The sequence below is a fragment of the Ralstonia sp. RL genome, assembly GCF_001683835.1.
GTDB classification, from domain to species: Bacteria; Pseudomonadota; Gammaproteobacteria; order Burkholderiales; family Burkholderiaceae; genus Ralstonia; species Ralstonia mannitolilytica.
Genome location: NZ_LWRX01000133.1, coordinates 76,987 through 94,992 on the forward strand (window position 1 = coordinate 76,987; position 18,006 = coordinate 94,992).

General features: G+C 66.7%; 17 protein-coding genes and 1 pseudogene. 7 read left to right on the plus strand and 11 right to left on the minus strand.

Annotation, left to right across the window (positions count from 1 at the left end):
- Window positions 1–184 precede the first annotated feature (184 nt).
- The 6 genes from A6M56_RS13095 to A6M56_RS13120 all read left to right on the plus strand — a co-directional run bounded on the left by A6M56_RS13095 (window position 185) and on the right by A6M56_RS13120 (window position 5,779).
- Window positions 185–718, plus strand: coding sequence for a hypothetical protein (locus tag A6M56_RS13095; protein ID WP_045219022.1), 534 nt, complete (start codon window positions 185–187; stop codon window positions 716–718).
- Window positions 719–723: 5 nt separating this feature from the next.
- Window positions 724–1,212: a hypothetical protein gene (locus A6M56_RS13100; RefSeq protein ID WP_226947021.1), complete on the plus strand. Its 489-nt coding sequence runs from the start codon at window positions 724–726 to the stop codon at window positions 1,210–1,212.
- A 112-nt stretch (window positions 1,213–1,324) separates the two neighbouring features.
- Window positions 1,325–1,609, plus strand: a complete 285-nt coding sequence (locus A6M56_RS13105) for a hypothetical protein (RefSeq protein WP_045219027.1) — start codon at window positions 1,325–1,327, stop codon at window positions 1,607–1,609.
- A complete protein-coding gene (locus A6M56_RS13110; protein WP_045219029.1) occupies window positions 1,606–1,872 on the plus strand; it encodes a hypothetical protein in 267 nt (88 codons plus the stop codon). Before A6M56_RS13105 ends, A6M56_RS13110 begins: the two co-directional genes overlap by 4 nt.
- Before the next feature lie 7 nt (window positions 1,873–1,879).
- Window positions 1,880–3,499, plus strand: a complete 1,620-nt coding sequence (locus tag A6M56_RS13115; protein ID WP_062738563.1) for a PepSY-associated TM helix domain-containing protein — start codon at window positions 1,880–1,882, stop codon at window positions 3,497–3,499.
- 108 nt (window positions 3,500–3,607) lie between these two features.
- A complete protein-coding gene (locus A6M56_RS13120) occupies window positions 3,608–5,779 on the plus strand; it encodes a TonB-dependent siderophore receptor (protein WP_180964200.1) in 2,172 nt (723 codons plus the stop codon).
- A gap of 84 nt (window positions 5,780–5,863) precedes the next feature.
- Here A6M56_RS13120 and A6M56_RS13125 read toward each other — a convergent pair whose 3' ends face one another.
- From A6M56_RS13125 to A6M56_RS13150, 6 genes are all read right to left on the minus strand, one after another.
- Complete coding sequence (locus A6M56_RS13125) at window positions 5,864–6,796, minus strand: amidohydrolase family protein (RefSeq protein ID WP_062738565.1); 933 nt, start codon at window positions 6,794–6,796, stop codon at window positions 5,864–5,866.
- 2 nt (window positions 6,797–6,798) lie between these two features.
- The gene (locus A6M56_RS13130; RefSeq protein WP_045219034.1) at window positions 6,799–8,124 is read right to left on the minus strand and encodes an MFS transporter; all 1,326 of its coding nucleotides are present in this window, start codon (window positions 8,122–8,124) and stop codon (window positions 6,799–6,801) included.
- A gap of 85 nt (window positions 8,125–8,209) precedes the next feature.
- Complete coding sequence (locus tag A6M56_RS13135; protein ID WP_045220340.1) at window positions 8,210–9,580, minus strand: MFS transporter; 1,371 nt, start codon at window positions 9,578–9,580, stop codon at window positions 8,210–8,212.
- A 50-nt stretch (window positions 9,581–9,630) separates the two neighbouring features.
- Window positions 9,631–10,578, minus strand: a complete 948-nt coding sequence (locus A6M56_RS13140; protein ID WP_373271730.1) for an SMP-30/gluconolactonase/LRE family protein — start codon at window positions 10,576–10,578, stop codon at window positions 9,631–9,633.
- Window positions 10,578–11,525 (minus strand): NAD(P)-dependent oxidoreductase, encoded by a 948-nt coding sequence (locus A6M56_RS13145; protein ID WP_062738566.1) that lies wholly within the window; start codon window positions 11,523–11,525, stop codon window positions 10,578–10,580. Before A6M56_RS13145 ends, A6M56_RS13140 begins: the two co-directional genes overlap by 1 nt.
- Entirely contained in the window at window positions 11,525–12,223 is a 699-nt protein-coding gene (locus A6M56_RS13150; RefSeq protein ID WP_102079196.1) for an RraA family protein, read from the minus strand. Before A6M56_RS13150 ends, A6M56_RS13145 begins: the two co-directional genes overlap by 1 nt.
- 172 nt (window positions 12,224–12,395) lie before the next feature.
- Between A6M56_RS13150 and A6M56_RS13155 the strand changes: the two genes are divergently transcribed.
- Complete coding sequence (locus tag A6M56_RS13155) at window positions 12,396–13,106, plus strand: IclR family transcriptional regulator (RefSeq protein WP_102079195.1); 711 nt, start codon at window positions 12,396–12,398, stop codon at window positions 13,104–13,106.
- Window positions 13,107–13,152: 46 nt separating this feature from the next.
- Here A6M56_RS13155 and A6M56_RS13160 read toward each other — a convergent pair whose 3' ends face one another.
- The 5 genes and pseudogenes from A6M56_RS13160 to A6M56_RS13180 all read right to left on the minus strand — a co-directional run bounded on the left by A6M56_RS13160 (window position 13,153) and on the right by A6M56_RS13180 (window position 17,773).
- Window positions 13,153–14,073, minus strand: a complete 921-nt coding sequence (locus A6M56_RS13160; protein WP_102079194.1) for a recombination-associated protein RdgC — start codon at window positions 14,071–14,073, stop codon at window positions 13,153–13,155.
- Window positions 14,074–14,559: 486 nt separating this feature from the next.
- The gene (gene mctP / locus A6M56_RS13165) at window positions 14,560–16,068 is read right to left on the minus strand and encodes a monocarboxylate uptake permease MctP (RefSeq protein WP_045219042.1); all 1,509 of its coding nucleotides are present in this window, start codon (window positions 16,066–16,068) and stop codon (window positions 14,560–14,562) included.
- Window positions 16,068–16,247, minus strand: a complete 180-nt coding sequence (locus A6M56_RS13170) for a DUF3311 domain-containing protein (protein WP_009240236.1) — start codon at window positions 16,245–16,247, stop codon at window positions 16,068–16,070. Before A6M56_RS13170 ends, mctP begins: the two co-directional genes overlap by 1 nt.
- 430 nt (window positions 16,248–16,677) lie before the next feature.
- Window positions 16,678–16,952: pseudogene (locus tag A6M56_RS13175) on the minus strand (MFS transporter); the annotation flags it as partial.
- Complete coding sequence (locus A6M56_RS13180; protein ID WP_045219048.1) at window positions 16,946–17,773, minus strand: OXA-22 family class D beta-lactamase OXA-443; 828 nt, start codon at window positions 17,771–17,773, stop codon at window positions 16,946–16,948. The pseudogene A6M56_RS13175 and the gene A6M56_RS13180, both read right to left, overlap by 7 nt.
- Between the last annotated feature and the right edge of the window lie 233 nt (window positions 17,774–18,006).

An 18,006-nucleotide genomic window follows, 5' to 3' on the forward strand; every position in this document is an offset into this window, starting at 1 on the left:
TCAAGCGGTTTCCTGCCGCGGACGATCGATTCAATCCGGCAGCGAGAACCCGTGCGCAGCTGCCACGCGCTGCGATCACGCATCCGCTCAACTCAAAACAATTGTGAGAAACCGCGCGGCATCGCCGTTTGCGGGCCGCCGTGTCCTTTAGAATGCGCCGTGTTGCAGATTTGGAAGCCCTCACATGCGCACACCTCGGTTCGCATCTGCCCGGCTGCTGGGCAGCGCGCTCGCCCTCGGCACGTTGACACTCAGCGGCTGCAGTTCACTGATGTCGGAGGGCACCACGGCCGCCGCCGGCGTCACCGGTGCGGCCATCGCCACCAAGGTGACCGACAACGCCGCCGTTGCCACCGGCATCGGCCTGGGCGTGCAGGCCGGGGCGCGGGCGGCGCTCCAGCATACGCAGCGCGTCGTGCATGCCGAGACCCAGGACCTGATCGCACAGGTGGCCGGCAGCTTGCCGGACAACACGGTCGGCACCTGGCAGGTCAAGCACCGCATCCCGCTCGAGCCGAACGAGCAGGGGCGTGTGGTCGTCACGCGGTCGATCAGCGGGCCGCTCGTCCACTGCAAGGAAATCCTCTTCACGGTCGACACGGCCGATGGCAAGGCCACGCAGGTCGACTTCTTCATTGCCTCCATCTGCAACGACGGCAAGCAATGGAAATGGGCCACGGCGGAACCGGCCACCGCGCGCTGGGGTTCGCTGCAATGAGCGGCATGCGCTGGCTCCTGGCGGCCGGTGCCGCGTTCCTGGCCGGCTGCTCGTCGGTCGGCCCGCTCACCGGCGCTGCCGCGGGCATCGCTTCCGGCACGGTGACAGCCAACCCGGCGGTGGCCTATGGCGTGGCAGTGTCCGTCAACGCCGCCACCGATGCCTCCATCAAATATGCGACACGCAAATGGGCCGCGAGCGAGCAGGACGCGCTGGCCACCGCAGTGGGCCGCTTGAGCGACAGCACGCCGTCGCTGAACTGGTCCCTCGAACGGATGATGGGCGTGACCAAAGCGCACGGCCAGGTCGTGCTCGTGCGGACCTTCACCACGCCGCTGGCCACCTGCCGCGAAGCCATCCTCACCGTGCAGGAAGCCGGCGCGCCGAAGACCGCCCCGGGCGCCGGATACACCATCTACGCCTGCCAGAACGGCAACGCATGGCAATGGGCCAATGCGGAGCCGGCCGTACCGCGCTGGGGCAACCTCCACTGACATCCGGCTCGGCGGACGGCATCGCGCCGTCCTTACAACGAGCAGGGGTAGCGCTTGCCACTTGCAATGCGAATCATTATCATTTGCGTTCTTAATTCCATTGAAGACTGCCATGCACGGTATTGCCCTCCTGCTTGGGCTGCTGGCGGCGGGCTGCCTCTATGCGGCCGCGCCGAACCAGGTGCTGTTTGCGCCGCCAACGCGCGGGCGCGGGCGGCTGTTGTGCAGCGCCGCCGCTGCGCTGTGCGCCGTGGCCGTCGTGCTGTGGAATGACGTGCTGGGCTGGGCCGGTGCCGTTATCGCGGTGGTGCTCGTCATGACGGGCGCATTGTCGCTGTGGCCGCTGGCAGGCGCCTGGGTGCAGCGCCGGCGCGCCGGCGCCGAGCCGCAGCCATGACGGGCATGGGCACCAAGTGGCTGGCCGGGGCGGTGCTTGGCCTGCCATTGTCCATTGCGCTGTGCACGCTGGCCATCGTCTGGCTGCCGGGCGGATGGGAGAGCGGCGTCATCGGCGCGCTGCTCTTCTGCCTGCCGCTGTGGGCGGTGATCATCAGCCTGAGTGTGCTGTTTCCGACCAGCGCTCGCGCCTGGGCCGTGCTGGCTGCGGCCAACGCGGTGTCGTTCGGCGTGCTATGGCTGCCGCGCCTGATGGTGAGCTGACTCCGCGATGAAACCTGCAACCTTACGCCTGTATCAGACGCTGCATACCTGGGTCGGCCTGATGGCCGGCTGGGCACTGTTCATCGCCTTCTTTGCCGGCGCGCTGACAGTGTTCCATGAAGAACTGCACGCCTGGCAGAACCCGCTGCGGGCCAATCACGCGTCGGCAGCCATCGCACCGGCCGAGGTCGACCGCTTCGTCAACACGCTGGTGCGCACGCACCCGGCGGCGGCGGCCAGCACCTACGTCATCTTTCCCAATGAGGGCGAGCCGGACTTCTCCGCCTACTGGCAGAACAGCAAGGGCGAATGGCAGATGACCACCGGCAGCGGGCTTGCCGCGGGCAAGACGTCGCCGAAAGACCTGTCGATCGAACCGATGAAGGGCGAGCTGGCCAACTTCCTGAACCGGCTGCACTACTCGCTCGGGCTGGAAGAGCCGGGCATGTACTTCATGGGCGTGATCTCGGTGCTGTATTGCGTGGCGCTCATTTCCGGTGTGCTGCTGCATCTGCCGCGCCTGAAGAAGGATCTGCTGGCGGTGCGCCCGGGACGCAATCTCAAGCGCTTCTGGATGGACATGCACAACGTGCTGGGCCTGTTCAGCCTGCCCTTCCATCTGATCTTTGCGATCACGGCGCCGGTGCTGTGCCTGAGCATCCTGCTGATGACGGTGTTCAACACGGTCGCGCTCAACGGCAAGCTGTTCGACGCAGTGCCGCGCGTGACCACGGCAGCCGGCACGGTGACCGCCGCCCACCGCGCCGCGCCGCTGCTGCCCGCCGAGCAACTGCTGGCCCGCGCACGCGAAGCGGCCGGACCGGCCTTTACGGCAAAGTCGATCCACTATCAGCACATTGGCGACGCCAATGCCGTGGCGGAAGTGCGCGGTAGCAGCACACGCGCCGTGGGCGACTACGGCTCGGTGGCGATCCGCGCGGCGGCCGACCAGCCCGACAGCGGCAAGCTCGTCGGCAACCAGACGCCGGACGTGCGCGACACCAACCACGCCATCTACAGCCTCGTCTACGGGCTGCATTTCGGCACCTATGGCGATATCGCCCTGCGCCTGGCCTACCTCGTGATGGGCCTGGCCGGCGCGTTCGTGTTCTATTCCGGCAACCTGCTGTGGATCGAATCGCGGCGCAAGCAACGCCAGGCCGACCAGCCGCGCGTGCACCAACTGCTGGCGCGTGCGACGGTGGGCGTCTGCATCGGCTGCTGCGTGGGCGTGATGGCGACGTTTCCCGCAGCGCTGCTGTGGCCCGGGCAATCGGCTGGCGTGACGTACTACACCGTGTTCTTCGCGGCGATTACGTGGGCGATGCTGCGACCGCCCGCACGGGGCGCGGTCGAGTTGCTGGGCGCTGCCGCCGTTGCGGCGGTACTCGCCCCCATCACCAATGCCGTCGTGACCGGAGACCACCTGCTGCGCACCATCGCGCGCGGCGACTGGATGGTCGCCGGTTTCGACATCGGCGCACTGGCGCTGGCGTGCGGCTTTATCGGCCTCGCGCGTGCCACGTTGCGCCGGGGGCGCCACGGTGCGCCCGATTCCGTCTGGGCCATGCCGGCGCGTGAATCGCACGCCCACCGCAGCCTGAGGAGCGTGGCCCGAGAGCCCTGACGCCCTAAAGAAAAACCATCCATCCGCAGAGGCCTCGCGCGTGCCGCCGTCGGCATGCGCGTGGTCACGCACGTCCGTATCGACACATTGATCCCGGGGAGCTTGATCATGCGAGCCGCAGCACCACGCCATTCCACCGTCCACCTTCGTGCCACGCCGCTGGCACGGCAGCTTGCGCTGGCATTGAGCGCGATGAGCGCCGGCGCAGCGTTGGCACAACCTAGCACCGCGCAGGTCGAGCTGCCTGCCACGCAGGTGTCGGCGGGCAAATCGGTCGCGTACGGCGCCAAGCAGGCAAGTACCGGCGCGCTGGGCGACAGACCCCTGCTCGACACGCCCTTCTCCATCAACGTCGCCACGCAGGAACTCATCCAGAATCGCCAGGCGCAGACCATCGGGGAGGTGTTCAAGGGCGACCCGTCCGTCACGGCCAACAACGACGGCTACATCGGCGAAGCATCGAACATCACCATCCGCGGGCTGCAGCTCGACCTGCTGGAGGGCTACAAGATCGACGGGCTTGCCGTGCCGAACTGGGGCAGCGATTTCCCGCTCGAACACTTCGAGCGTGTCGAACTGCTCAAGGGCCTGTCCGGTTTCATGTATGGCTTTGGCACGCCGGGCGGCATTGCCAACTTCGTCACGAAGCGGCCAGCCAACACGTTTGGCGGCAGCGCCACATTCGGCTTCACCCGCGGCGGCACGCTGAAGGAATCGATAGACGTGGGCGGCCGCTTCGGGGAGGGCAAGGCGCTGGGCGCGCGTCTGGGCGTGGTGCATGAAGAAGGCGACACCTTTGTCGACGGCGGCCACATCAAGCGCGACTCCGCATCGCTCGCGCTCGATGCGCGCATCACGCCCGATCTGCAATGGTCGTTCGACGGGCTGTACATGCAGCGCAACGTACAGGGCGCGTACTACGGCATCATCCCCGGCCAGGACTTTGGCGTACCCGTGACGGAGTTCGTGCGCACGCCGCGCGCAATTGACGGCAGCCAGCGTGTGGCCTCGCGCGGGTCGTACTACGAAACCGAGATCAAGACCGTCGGCACGGAGCTGAACTGGGCCGCCACGCCCGACTGGAACGTGCGCGCCTCGTACCGCTACGCGCAGCAGAATCGCGGCAACGCCGACAGCGCGATCCAGCTCACCGACAACGCGGGCACGTTCACGGAACTGCAGTACGGCTCGTACCAGCGCTACCAGTACAGCCAGGCGCAGGTGATGGTCAACGGCCGAGTCCGCACCGGTCCGATCGAGCATGAGCTGGTGTTGGGCACGTCATGGCAGAGCCTCACGCAGGCCACCACGGGCTTCGGCGCCACGCTGCTCGGCACGGGCAACCTGTATGACACGTCGGCGTTCGTCTCTTCGGGCGCGACACCGATGCAGGTGCCATCGTCAGACGGCATGTACCGCACGTCGAAGATCAATCAGACCGCCGTGTTTGCGAGCGACACGGTCAAGTTCAACGAGCAGTGGTCGGTCCTCGGTGGCCTGCGCTACACGCGCTTCCGCCAGACCGGCTACAACGCCGACGGCACCACGTCCGCCAAGTACGATCGCGACCCGATCACGCCCACGCTGGCGGTGATGTTCAAGCCCGTGCAGCCCCTGACGCTGTACACGAGCTACGTGGAATCTCTGGAAGCCGGCAACAGCGCGCCCAACACCGCCGCCAATGCGGGCACGGTGTTCGGACCCCTCAAGAGCAAGCAGATGGAAATCGGCGCCAAGACCGAGCTGCACGACTGGACGTTCGGTGCAGCGCTGTTCCAGGTGCAGCGGGGCCTGGCCTATCTGCGCCCGGACAACGTCTACACGCAAGACGGCGAGACGCGTTATCGCGGGCTGGAACTCAGTGCGCGCGGCAGGCTGGCGCGCGACTGGACGGTGCTCGGTGGCGTGCTCTTCATGGACGCGGAGAACACCCAGGCCGATGCGTCGGTGCAGGGCAAGCGGGCCTACGGCGCGCCACGCTTCAAGGCAACGGCGTACCTCGAATACGCCGTGCCCGCGATGCCGGGGCTGGTGTTGTCTGTGGGAGGGCAGTACGTTGGCAACTCGGCGCTCGAAGCGAACAACAGCAACATCGTGCCGGGGTATCACACGTTTGATGTGGGCGCGCGTTACAGCACCAAGGTCGGCGGCAAGCCGGTGACGTTGCGCTTCAACGTCGACAACCTGACCAACGAGAGGTACTGGCTGCCGAGCTGGGGTTTCATCCTGGTGCAGGGCGCGCCGCGAACGTATCGGGCCAGTGCGACGGTGTACTTCTGAGTGCCGGAAGTTGGCTCGGGCCCGGTGAGGCGCTGGGCTGGCCGCCGAGGCATTGGGGCGCAACGCGGCTGCATGGCGCCAGGGTCAACCAAAGCCATAAAGCCGCGCCGGATTGGAAACAAATACGCGCTCCAGCCAATCGGCGCGCCCGATCCACCGCGCCATCAAGTCCACCAGGGCGGCATCATCGGGCTTGTGTGTCTTCTCGGTCGGATGCGGCCAGTCGGTGCCCCAAAGCATCCGCTCGGGCGCCATGTCGATGAACGCCTTCGCCACGGGTTCCACATCGGCATAGGCGGGCGCGCCGGTCTGCGTGTCCACGTAGGGGCCGGACAGCGTGATCCACGTGTTGCCCTTGTCGACAAGGCGCTGTGCCGTGCGCATGGCGTCCGACTGCAGGCCGCCCGGCTGGGGGATATGCGCGATGTGGTCGATGACGAGGGGGCACGGCAGCGCGCGCAGGTGAGGCTCCAGTTCCGGCAGCTTTGCGCCGGGCACGACGAGTTCGATATGCCAGCCAAGCGTGGCCACGCGCGCTGCCAGCGGGGCCAGCATGTCGACGGTGGTGGCGCCTGGGTAGCTCAGGTTGAAGCGGATCGCGCGGACGCCCGCCGCGTGCATCTGCGCAAGCTGCGCGTCGGTCACCGACGTATCGACGACCGCAACGCCCCGCGCGTTGCCGCCAAACTGCGTGAGCGCGTCGAGCAGGCAGCGGTTGTCGGTCCCGTAGGTGGAAGGCGTGACCACCACATTGCGCTGCACGCCCAGGCGGGCTTGGACGTGACGGTACTGGGCAATGCTGGCGTTGGGCGGCCGCAGCGTGGTGTGGGGCGCGCTGGGGAAGCGGTCGTCGTAGATGTGCATGTGGCAGTCCACGGCGCCGGCGGGCAGCTTGAACGACGGCGCCGCCGAGCCGCTGGACCACACCTCCTCTGCATGGCCGAACGGCGCAGCGGCGGCAGCCAGGGCACCCGCGCCGGTCGCCAGCAGGAAGTGCCTTCGATTGAACGCGGCCATGGTCAGGCGGCCTCCGTCTTGCTCAGCACCTGCGCTTGCCGCCGGTTCCGGCTCAGGAGCAGCAGCGTCGCCACGCTCACAAGCGTCAACACGGCCAGGGGCATCAGCGCGAGTGCGTAGCTGCCGGTCGCCTGCTTGACCCAGCCGTACACATTCACCATGAGGCCGCCGCCGATGAGGTTGGCAATCGCATTGATGGTGGCCAGTCCGGCTGCTGCCGCGCTGTTCGACAGCATGCCCGATGCGAGCGCCCAGAACGGTCCCTTGAACGAATACGCGCCGACGAGCACCGCGCACAGCATCACCATGGTCGGCATGAGCGAGTCGCTGAGCGACGTGCCGAACAGGCCCAGGCCGATCAGCAGCATGGGGATGGCCGTGTGCCAGCGACGTTCTTTCCGGCGATCGGAACTGCGACCCCAGAGAACCATCAGGACCGATGCCAGCGCGTACGGCACCGAGTTCAGCAGCCCGGTCTGCATGACGGTCAGCCCGAACGACTTCAGCAGTTGCGGCTGCCACACCGAGAGCGTGCTGCCGGCCGCCGACGCGCACACATCCACCAGCGCGAGGCAGAGCACGTAGCGATTGCAGAACAGCTTGACCAGCGGCATCTGCGCCACCTTCTTCGGCCCACGTGCTTCGCCGGCCAGCGTGCTCGTCAGCCACTGGCGTTCTTCGTCGGACAGCCACTTCGCTTCTTCGGGCCGGTTCGTCAGCACGCGCAGGCACGCAAAGCCGAGCAGCACGGTGGGAATCCCTTCGAGAATGAACAGCCAGTGCCAGCCACGCAACCCGGCCACGCCGTCCATCTGCAGCAACGCGGCCGAGATGGGCGAGCCGATGAAGCTCGCTGCCGGAATTGCCACCATGAAAATCGCCACGATGCGCGCGCGGTGCGTGGCCGGAATCCAGTACGACAGATACAGCAGCACGCCGGGAAAGAAACCCGCCTCGGCCGCGCCGAGCAGAAAGCGCAGCGTGTAGAACGACGCGGGGCCACTGACCAGCGCGGTTGCGGCCGAGACCAGGCCCCACGTGATCATGATCCGCGCGATCCAGATGCGCGCGCCGTAGCGCTGCAGCGCCAGGTTGCTCGGCACCTCGAAGAAGAAGTACGACACGAAGAACAGGCTGCTGCCGAACCCGAACACCCGGGCCGTGAGCCCGAGGTCATGGTTCATCTGCAGCGAGGCCATGCCCACGTTGCCGCGATCAATGAAGGCCAGCAGGTAGCAGACCATGAGGAATGGCACGAGCCGCCAGACCACCTTGCGCAGGGTCCGCTGCTCGAGATCGGTGACACCGGTACTGCCCGTCACTTGCATGTGTGTCTCCTGGCGCCGTCGTGGATTTTGCGGCGCTGTCGATATGGGGTGTTCAGAAACAAGGGTAGGTACTGCGATGGGGCCGTCAATGGGCGGCCGCTTCCCCGGCATCTGCGCCCGGGTCGCCCAGCCAGGCGATGGCCAGCGCACCGATGAGCAGCACCGCAGACACCGCCATGAGCGGCGCCGTGAAGCCGTGGGAAAACTGCTTGATCGCGCCGATCATCGACGGCCCGACAAAGCCGCCGAGATTGCCCACCGATACGATCAGCGCCAGACCGCCCGCCGCCGCACGGCCCGTCAGGAAGCTCGACGGGATGGCCCAGTACGTGGCCTGGAATGCCAGGATGCCGCTCACCGTCACGCACAGGGCGACCAGCTTCAGCGCGGGTGCGTGCAACACCGTGCTGGCTGCCAGCGCCGCCGCCGCCACGACAAGCGCGCCGGCCACGTAAGGAATGCGGTTCTGCGCGCGGTTCGCCACACGCGCCCACCACAGCATGACCACAGCGCCCATTGCGTACGGAGTCGCCGTCAGCCACCCGACCACGGTGTGCTCGACGCCGAACTGCTTGATGATCTGCGGCATCCACAGGCCCACGCCGATGGAGCCGACGATGCCGCAGAAGTTGATGAACGCCAGCACGAAGACGCGCCAGTTCGTCATCGCATCGCGCAGGGTCGCGCCATGCTTGCTGGCGATGTCGCGCTGCTCCAGCGCGAGACGGCGTGCGAGGACGGCCTTCTCATCGTCGGTGAGCCATTTCGCCTTTTCCGGCCGATCCGCCAGCACGAACAGGCACGCGATACCGAGCAGCACGGCTGGCAACCCTTCGATCAGCAGCAGCCACTGCCAGCTGCGCAGGCCATGCAGGCCGCCGAGCTGCAGCAACGCACCGGAAATCGGCGAGCCGATCATGTTGGCCACCGGAATGCCCACCAGGAACGCCGCGGTCACCTTGGCGCGCCACTTGCCCGGAAACCAGTGCGTGAAATACAGGTAAATGCCGGGCGTGAAGCCCGCCTCGGCCAGCCCCAGGAGGAAGCGCGCGGCCGCAAAGCTCTTGGGGCCGACTACAAACGCCGTCGCCATCGAGAAGATGCCCCACGTGATCATGATCCGCGCGATCCAGACGCGCGCGCCCACCTTCTGCATGATGAGGTTGCTGGGAATCTCGAACAGGAAATACCCGATGAAGAACAGCCCCGCCCCGAACCCGAACTGCTCGGCGGTCAGGCCGATGTCCTGGTTCATGGTGAGCGCCGCAAAGCCCACGTTGGTGCGATCGAGATAGCTGATCACATAGCAGGCGAAGATGAAGGGCAGGATGCGCCGAAACGCCTTGGCCAGCGTGCGCTCGCTCGCCTGGTAGTGGGCATCCGGCAGGGTGGCCGCGACATGCGCACTCGCGTCTGTTGGCGGCGTGGCTGCACTCAAGGTCTGGGATAGTTGCATGGTCTCCTCCATCGCGCCTCTGTGGGCGCTCCGGGTTGCGTATCGATGCGCTAGGCTGGAGCCCTCGCGCGGTGCGGCAGCGGGCCGGCGATGTCCATCTCGGTCATGAGCACCGTGCCGGATATCGATTCCGTCATGAACAGCGTCTTCATCCCGGGCCCGCCAAAGCACAGGTTGGTCAGCGAGGCACCTTCGGGGCTCGTCACAATCACCTCCGGCTCCGCGCGATGGTTCAGCACCCACGCGCGGCCCAGGCCGGGGTTGGCCACGAACAGCCTGCCCGACGTGTCGATCGCCAGGCCGTCCGGGCCGCTTGGGCCATACGACGAAAAGAACTGCCCCACCTTGCTGACCGAGCCGTCGGCCTGCAGCGGCACCCGCCACACGCAATTGCCGCGCGTCATGGCCACGTAGAGCACCTTCTCGTCCGGTGAGAGCACCAGCCCGTTGGGGCTGGGGCAGTTGTCCAGCAGCATGTCGAGCTTGCCCTCCGGCGAGAGCCGATAGACACGCCCCGTCGGATCGTGCAGCCCGGTCTGGCCCTGATCCGTGAAGTACAGGTTGCCACGCGAATCGAACGTGAGGTCATTCACGCCCTTGAAGCGCTCTGAGTTGCGCCGCTCCAGGTACGGCACGACTACGCCGCGCCGGATGTCGAGCAGCATCAGCCCGTTGCGGTAGTCGGTGATGAGCAGGTGCGCGTCGTCGAACCGCTTCATGCCGTTCGGCTCGCCGTCGTATTCGACGACAAGCTCCCATTCGCCCGCAGGCGAGATGCGGAAGATGCGGCCATGCGGGATGTCGGTCACGTACAGATGGCCGCGTCCTTGGCCATCGGGGCTCCACACCGGCCCTTCGAGGAAGGCGTCGGTGGGTTGGCCACCGCGGTTGGCGCGCGCCCACTCGGTCTGCACGTCGGGCCTGCGGAACGTGTCCGGCATGCGCGTAAAGACTTCCGCTTCACGCACGACAGCTGGCGAGAGCATGTACATGGCCATCACGCGGCAGTACGCGCGCGCTCCTCGATCACCGCGAGCACGTTGGCCGCCGCGCCCTTGCCCATGTTCACGTAGGCCGCATCGCTCACGCCGCCGATGTGCGGCGACAGGATGACGTTGCCGATGCCCTGGAACGGGTGCGGCGTCGTCATCGGCTCCACCTCGAAGCTGTCGAGCCCGGCCGCGCTCAGCTGGCCGCTGGCAAGTGCCTCGGCCAGCGCCGCCTCGTCGATGAGGCCGCCGCGCGCGGTGTTGACGAGAATCGCACCCGGCTTGAAGCGCTTGAGCGTGTCGCGGTTCAGCATCCTGCGGTTCTCGGCCGTCAGCGGGCAGTGCAGCGAGACCACGTCCGACTGCGCGTAGAGCGTGTCGAGGCTGACCAGCTGCACGCCGGCCGGTGCCTCCTTGGCATACGGATCGAACGCAAGCACCTTCATGCCGAACGCCAGCCCGATGGCGGCCGTGCGCCGTCCGATCGCGCCCAGGCCGACAAGGCCCAGCGTGCGGCCATCCAGCTCGACCGACTTGTGCGTCGCCTTGTCCCAATGTCCGGCGCGCATGCGCGCGTCGAGTTGCGGAACGGCCTTGGCGCACGCCAGGATGAGCGCCCACGCATGCTCGGCCACCGCCGCCGCATTGGCGCCGACCGCGGCGCGCACGGCGATGCCGCGCGCGGCAGCAGCCTCCTGGTCGATGACGTCGATGCCGCTGCCGTGCTTGGAGATGACCTGCAGGTTGCCGGCCGCATCCATGATGCGCGCATTGACCTTGCCGTAGCGCACGATGATCGCCACCGGCTTGTGCCGCCCGCACAGCGCGACGATGTCGTCTTCGGTCGGCTGCTTGCCGGCAAACACGACCTCGAAGTCGGCCAGCATGTCGAGCGCCTGCGGCGCCAGGTCGGCCGCCGTCACCAGGACGACAGGCTTGTGTACAGTCGCGCCCATCACAGTGCCTCGCCTTCGGCCAGCATGCCCACGGCGCGCAGTTCCTTCTCCAGCCAGCCTGGGCGCGTGTCGCCCTTGCGGATGGCGGCAATGCGGGCGGTTTCGGCATCGACCTTCTTCTGCGCCAGCACGAGAATGCGCTCGACATCGTCACGCGGGATGACGACCACGCCGTCCGCATCGCCGACGACGAGGTCGCCCGCATGCACGGTCGCGCCCGCCACGGATACCGGCAGGTTCACGCGCCCCGCCACGCTCTTGGTCGGGCCGCACGGGTTGAGGCCGGCAGAGAAGACCGGAAACGCGCCGGTCGCCAGCTCGTGCGAATCCCGCACCGCGCCGTCGATCACAAAGCCCGCAATGCCGGTGGCATGCGCCTGCGTGGCCATGATCTCGCCGATGAGCGCGCAGCTCTGGTCACCCTTGCCGTCCACCACGATCACGTCGCCGGGCTTGGCAACGGCCAGCGCCGCGTGGATGGCGAGGTTGTCGCCGGGCCGGACTTCCACTGTGACGGCGGGGCCGGCCAACTTCATCGTCGGCGACAGTGGCTTGACCCGGCCGTTCAGCGTGCCGCGACGGCCTGCCACGTCGGCCAGGATGGCGGCCTGAAAGCGGGCAGCCGACTCCACCAGGGCCGGAGAAACGCGCTCGATGTCGCGCACGATGGTGGAAGTGGAATGCAAAGGGGTACTCATGAAAAACCTGTCTCAGTGGATATCAGTTTTACTAAGTACAACACTGGTGTACCCAGTGAAACCACTATAACCACGACATCCCCGGCGATCCACTAGCGTTTACCCTTCCGCCACATAAAACGGCGTTGTACATAGTACAATCCTGCCGTCATTCGGTTCGGGGGGCGAGGAAATGGGGAACGACGGCGTCGCCGCAGTGGAAAAGGCGTTGGCCTTGCTGGATTGCTTCAAGCCGGGAGCGGAGTCGCTCTCACTTGCGGCACTGGCGCAAGTGTCCGGCATGCATAAGACGACGGTGTATCGGCTGATGAACTCGCTCGAGCGCATGCGCTATGTCATCCGCTCGGAGTCTGGCGCGTATTCGCTCGGGCCGCGCCTGCTGTACCTGGGCAAGCTGTATGAACAGTCGTTCCACCTGTCGTCGGTGGTGGAGCCGGTGCTGCATGCGCTGGCGGCCGCCACGCGCGAGAGCGCATCGTACTACGTGATCGACCACGGCCGGCGGCTCTGCCTGTTCCGCGCCGAGCCGTCGGAGGGCCTGCGCGAGACGCGGCTGCCCGGTACGTCGCTACCGCTGGACGACACCGCCATCAGCCACGTGCTGCGCTACTGGGGCCTGGGCGAACCGCTGTACGACACACCGCCCGCGCTGCCGCTCTTCACCTCCGGCGCGCGCGACCAGCACACGGCGGCGTTTGCGACGCCGGTGTTCGGCTCCGGCGACAGATTCATGGCAGCCCTGACGCTGTCGGGCGCGGCATCCAGGCTGGAAGCCGCGCGCGCATCGGGCGATTTCGTTGCGACGCAGTTGCAGGCGGCGTCCGAGTTGTCGCGCAAGCTCGGCGCGAGCGCGGGCTGGTGCGAACGGATTTACGGCGCCTGACGGCCCGGGTCTACGTTCGACCAGGCCGCCCCGCAGCCCGCGGCGCTCAGGCAGCGGCTCGCTGCATCGCCTCGCGCTGATCCCCGCCGAGGCTGTCGACCACATCCGCCAGCATCCGCGCCAACTCCCCCGTCATCAGGGCGAAGTCCGACGCGAAGCGTTCGTCGTCGTTCTGTGCGGTCGGGTCCGCGGCTTCCTTGATCACGTCGAGCGGCGTGACGCGCTTGATGGTCAGCGACGGCGTCAGCACGAACGAGATCTTGTTGTCCCACGTCATGCCCAGACGCGTGCATTGCTTGCCGGCTTCGATGTGCCGACGCATGTCGTCGGCCTCGAGCGCGTGGCCGACATACCGCACCGTGGCGCCGCCTTCGCAGGTCGAGCGCAATTCGGCGTCCAGATCCACGGTGAATCCGCCCGGGCCCTCGCCGGACAGCAGCCAATCGGTCATCGCAGCCACCGGTGAACGCGCCACCTGCACGGTGGTGAGCGGCAATGGGTCGATCGACTTCACGAGCAGGCTCCGGACGTCGTCCGCAACGGCCTGCGCAGCGGCATCGATGACGAGCCAGCCGTTGGCGGTGTCGATCCACACACGGGTATCCCGCCGGATGCTGAACGCGCGCGGCAGCAACTCGTCGGTCACCTGCTCCTTGAGTTCGCGCAGCTGCTTGCGGCCCGGCTTGTAGCCTTGCTGCTCCTCGATTTCAAGCGCGCGTTCCTTGGTGACCTGGTTGATGACCGAGGCGGGAAGCAGCTTCTTTTCGGCGCGGAACACGAGCAGCATCTGCCGGTTTGCCGCATACACGAGCGCGCCGTCGTCGCGCGGCGATGCCCATCCGAAGGTCTGCTTCTCGACGCTGTTGCCGGGCTGGAAGGCGTGGGGTGCCAGCCATTGTTCAAGCTGATCCGGGGCAACGGTCCAGGGGGCGGGAAGACGATGAAGCTGAAGGTTCTTGAACCACATGGGAATCCGGGCAAAGTCCGCGATTTTAAATGACCGCGGCGCTTTGCCCGGCTTTGCCGCCGTGCGGGTACCCGTCGCGCCGCGCCACGGCTGCAACGGTGCGCTTCAGCCGCCGATTTCCGCGTGGACGGCCCGCAGTGCGAGCCGATAGGTTTCGATGCCGAACCCGCAGATCCGCCCAGACTGGCAAGCGGCCCGATGCTGTCGAAGTGCTCCGCGATGGCGCTCGCCAACTCGAGCTCGAGCGCACCGGCCGCGCCCGCCCACGCAGCGCGTGCATGCGCTTGTCGGCAAGCGCAACGCAAACCCCTTGAGCGCGAAGGGCGCGGTGACCCAGTCACATCAGAGGGGGGCACTGCGCTCCTGTTGCGACGATGCCAAGCGACAGAAGGCGGCTCGCTCCTCGAAAAAAATGCCGCGCTCTCTCGAGCACGGCCTTCTTTGCGCCAGGGCCGCCGTTTCCGGCGGCTCTTCATTCTGCATCGATCAGCCTGCCTGGCGCACCGCGGGCGTTTCTTCCCCGCGCTTGCCCAGCACCAGCTGCACCACCACCGCGACGATGATGTTGAAGGCCAGCGCCGCGAGCCCCGTGTAGATGGAGAACTTGTCGCCGCCAATCACAAAGGTGTGCACGGGCTTGATGCCGTCGGAGAACGCCAACCAGCTGCCGGCGATCATGCCCGCCGCCCACCCGGTCAGCAGCGCCGGCGCACGGAAGCGGTTCGACACGTTGAACAGCCCGAACACCACCGACGGGAAGGTCTGCACGATCCACACGCCGCCCAGCAGCTGCAGGTCCAGTGCGAACTTCGTCGGCAGGAACAGGATGAACACCAGCGCGCCCGCCTTGACGATCAGCGAGATCACCTTGGCCACCTTTTCCTCGCCGGCGTGCGACAGGTCCGGCGCCACGTAGGGCTTCCAGAAGTTGCGCGTGAAGAGGTTGGCCGCGCCGATCGACATGACCGCCGCCGGCACCAGCGCACCGATGGCGATGGCCGAAAACGCAAAGCCCGTGAACCAGCTCGGGAACAGCGCGTTGAACAGCGCGGGCACCACGTCGTTGTTGTTCGTCACCTTGATGCCTGCAGCGTAGGCCATGAAGCCCAGCAGCGCGATCAGGCCCAGTAGCACCGTGTAGGCCGGCAGGAAGACGGCGTTCTTGCGGATGGTGTCTGCACTGCGCGCGGCAAAGATGCCCGTGAGCGTATGCGGATACATGAACGCGGCCAGTGCCGAGCCGATCGCCAGCGAGGCAAACGGCAGGAACTGCGCAGGCTTCAGCGTCAGCCCCGTGGCCCCGCCCTTGACGGCAAACGCGTCATGCGCCGAGGCAAACACCGCACCATAGCCGCCCAGCTTGGCCGGCACCAGCACCACGGCCACCAGCACCACGATGTAGATCATGATGTCCTTGACGAACGCGATGAGCGCCGGCGCCCGCAGGCCCGCGGAGTACGTGTACAGCGCCAGGATGATGAAGGCCGCCGCCAGCGGCAGCTCGCCCGTCAGGCCCAGCGCCTTGATCACGACCTCCATGCCGATGAGCTGCAGCGCGATGTACGGCATCGTCGCCACCACGCCGGTGAGCGCCACGGCAAACTCGAGTGCGCGCGAGCCGTAACGGCCGTACACCGCATCGGCCGCCGTCACGTGGCCATTGGCATGCGCCACCTTCCACAGCTTCGGCATGATCAGGAAGACGATCGGATACACCAGGATCGTGTACGGCAGCGCGAAGAAGCCATACGCGCCCACGGCATACACGAGCGCCGGCACGGCGATCACGGTGTAGGCGGTGTAGAAATCGCCGCCCACCAGGAACCACGTGATCCAGGTGCCGAAGTTGCGGCCGCCCAGGCCCCATTCGTCGATGTGCGCGCCCTTGTCGGATTGCCCGCGCTGCCAGCGCGAGGCGATGAAACCCAGCACCGTCACCAGCGCAAAGAAGAAGATGAAGATGCCCAGCGCAGTCCAGTTGATCTGTCCGTCCATCATTCTTCTCCCTTGCTCTGGCCGTTCTTGAAGACGATCCAGATCAGCAGCGAGGTGATCGGCACCCAGAGGAACTGATACCAGTAGAAGAACGGAAAGCCGAACAGCGTGGGCGTTTCCTGGTTGTAGAACGGCACCCACAGCAGGCCGATGAATGGCAGCGCGAGCAAGAACTTCATGGATCTGTCTCCTGATGCGGACTTCGGATGTTGTTTTGAACCGGTGAGGTGCCACGCGAAGCGCGTGACCGGACAGTCATCTGACGAAGTGCTTTCCGTCTCTGTTGTTATCGGGCGCACTGTGACCGCGCCATCCTCGGAAAACCATCCGCACCTGTACGCACCCACCACACGTAGTACTACGTAGCAAGCGTAGACTTTTCGCGTGAAATAACCAATCGCTAAGGCTGGTGCGGGTTTCCTAGGGTTTTCACGAATTCCGGCAACGCGCGCTGATGGTGGGATACGCGAGGAAACGCGGAAGCGGCGCGCAAGTGCGGCTTGCCGCCAAGCAAAGCGGGGCGGACGGTGTTGGCCGCGGGGCGTTACGGATGCCGGCCTGCGGCACAGCAGAATCCTGGCTGCTGCCGGGGGTATTAGTCAGTTTGTCTCACGAATGGCGGCCGTCCCCATGCCGCCATGCCACGGCCGCGCAAAACCAGCTGCACCGCACCGCCGCACGGCATGGCGACGCGCAAGCCCGGCACCCCGCCGCCGCTGGCGGCATACGCCGCGCCGCGCATGGACACGCCCAGCGTCGCCCCCCTCATTCGCGCCACGTTGGCAAGCGCGGACGCCGTGCCCGAGCGCTCGGGTCCGATGGCGCCCACCGCCGCGCCCCATCTGCGACCCCGTGGCACAGCCCATGCCGAGGCCGATCAGGGCTTGGCGGCAGCCAGCACCTGCGGCAGGCGCGCCAGCATCGCGTCGCGCGAGCGGATGCCGCCCGAGGTGGGCTCGATCTTGTCGTCCTGGATCAGGTTCGCAAACACGTAGGTCCGGCCTCCTTTCTTCGCCCAGCCGACAAACCAGCCATAAGCGTGGGCCTGATCCCACGTGCCGTCGGCCGAGGTATTGCCCGGCGCCGGGCCCGCCGTGCCCGTCTTGCCCTGCACGGCCCAGCCGCCGGGCACCTGCCACGTCTGCACGGTGCGGTCGACCATCTCGTACGTCTGCGCCGACACGGGCAACTGCCGGTTGACGAGCCGGCGCAGAAAGCCGACCTGCTCCTCGGGCGAGATCTTCAGCGACGAGGTGATCCACGAGCGATCCAGGCCGTTGTTCTTGCCCGGGTCGCCGCTCACATCCATGTTGCCGTAGTCGAGCTTGCGCACGTACGAGGCGAACATCTGCGCGCCCATCGCGTGGGTGATGCGCTGGGAATACCAGACCACCGAATACTTGAGCCACAGCGTCGGGTCGACAGGCTGGCGCCACGGCCGGCCGCCCCAGTCGGGGTCGCCGCGCCTGAAGTGTTCGACCGGCGTGTGCGGGTCTTTCAGGAAGCCGGCGTCGTAGCCCATGACGGCCAGCGCCAGCTTGAAGGTGGACGCCGGCGTCACGCGCTCGTTGCACTTGCCCTCCTGCAGGACGACCTTGCCCGTGGCGGCGTCGGCAACGAGCGTGCAGACAGGGTGTTCGGCATGGGCGAAGGTGGCCAGGGCGGCAAGGAAGGCGCCGGTGGTGGCGTGGCGGAGTTTCGTCATCGGGCAAACCTCGTTAATGGACTGCAATGCACTGCGCGGCAGCGTAGCAGCGAGGTGGCGGCCCGGCAGATGGCCAGCGACGTAACGGGTGTAACCGCGGCGCCGCGCGGCAATGCCGGCCTGCGCAAAAAAGGGGCTTGCAAATTCTGGAGCGGCCGGTAAAATGCGCCGCTCACCTAGCCCAGGTGGCGGAATTGGTAGACGCACTAGTTTCAGGTACTAGCGGGTAACTC